This is a genomic window from Treponema sp. R6D11 (genome assembly GCF_054786075.1).
Genome location: NZ_BDHD01000370.1, coordinates 1 through 1,238 on the forward strand (window position 1 = coordinate 1; position 1,238 = coordinate 1,238).

3 protein-coding genes are annotated in these 1,238 nt (G+C 42.4%); 2 read left to right on the top strand and 1 reads right to left on the bottom strand.

Going from position 1 to position 1,238, the window contains the following annotated elements:
- The coding region (locus tag ACYVTD_RS13195) for an ATP-dependent Clp protease proteolytic subunit (protein ID WP_461248199.1) at positions 1-317 on the top strand (317 nt) is incomplete at its 5' end.
- A 275-nt stretch (positions 318-592) separates the two neighbouring features.
- Here ACYVTD_RS13195 and ACYVTD_RS13200 read toward each other — a convergent pair.
- A complete protein-coding gene (locus tag ACYVTD_RS13200) occupies positions 593-943 on the bottom strand; it encodes an AMP-binding protein (RefSeq protein ID WP_461248200.1) in 351 nt (116 codons plus the stop codon).
- A gap of 29 nt (positions 944-972) precedes the next feature.
- Here ACYVTD_RS13200 and ACYVTD_RS13205 point away from each other — a divergent pair.
- A partial coding sequence (locus tag ACYVTD_RS13205) for an AMP-binding protein (protein ID WP_461248201.1) occupies positions 973-1,238 on the top strand: 266 nt, incomplete at its 3' end.

Consider the following 1,238-nt stretch of genomic DNA (forward strand, 5'->3'; position numbering starts at 1 on the left):
GCATGGGGCTTGTCGCAAGCGCCGCGGCAATTATTCAACTTGCCGCTCCGAAGGAACGGCGTGTGGGGTTGCCGAACAGCCACTACCTTATCCACCAACCGCTTTCAGGAATACGAGGCGTCGCCACTGACATTGAAATCCACGCAAAAGAACTTGAAAAACTGCGAGAGAAAATAAATCGCTTAATAGCGGAAGAAACAGGCAACTCCGTAAGTCAAGTTGAAAAGGACACAGACCGCGATTATTGGATGAACGCTACAGAAGCTGTAAAATATGGATTAATCAGCAAAGTAATAACAAACCGATCTGAGCTTTAGTCTGACTCATAACTCTTGTACAAGAAACGCCTTATTTTTTGTTGAGCGTTTTTTTCAAATGGCTCTTTCCGTATACAAAAATCGCTGACCTTTTTAAAAACCGGCAAAGATCGGTTTACTTCATCTATTTCTTTTCTTATTAGATTAAAAACATAGTCATCGTTGCTTTCCATGCCGGGATAATCTTCTTTTATTAATTCATAATTGGGAACTATAACAGCGTAAATAATTTCACCGGCGGGCGTTTTTTTGCCAACGATAAGTATTTCGGCAATTTAACGCGAACCGGCAAAGTGGGCTTCAACTTCTTCGGGGTATACATTTTTTCCGCCGGAGCCGACAATAAGATTTTTCTTCCGTCCCCGAATATAGATAAATCCGTCTTCATCTATACAACCAAGGTCGCCTGTTAAAAGCCAGCCGTCTTTAGTAATAATTTCTTTTGTCGCTTCATCGTTTTCAAAATAACCCAGCATTATAGAAGGCGACTTACACGCAATCTCGCCAATACCGTCCGATCCCGGATCAACAATTTTAACTTCCGTGTAGCTTACGGGAAGCCCTACCGATTCATTACGTTTATGATGAGGGGTATTTACTGAGATAAGCGGAGAGTTCTCGCTCATGCCGTAACCATGAATAATGTTAAACCCAAATGAATCAAAAAACCGAATACGATATGTTCGGCGTTAACGCCGACACTCGCGCGATTCCTCCCAAGGATAGTATAGCGCCCAGCGATCCTTGTTCTATTGTTTTTACTTCGGGGACTACAGGTTTTGCAAAGGGCGTTACACTTTCCCACAAAAATATTATCGCCAATGCAAGCGCTGCGGTTCGTATTTTGGAACCTCGTGTAGGAGACGTTTTTATTGATGTTCTGCCATTGCATCATACATATCCTACTACTTGCTCTTTTAT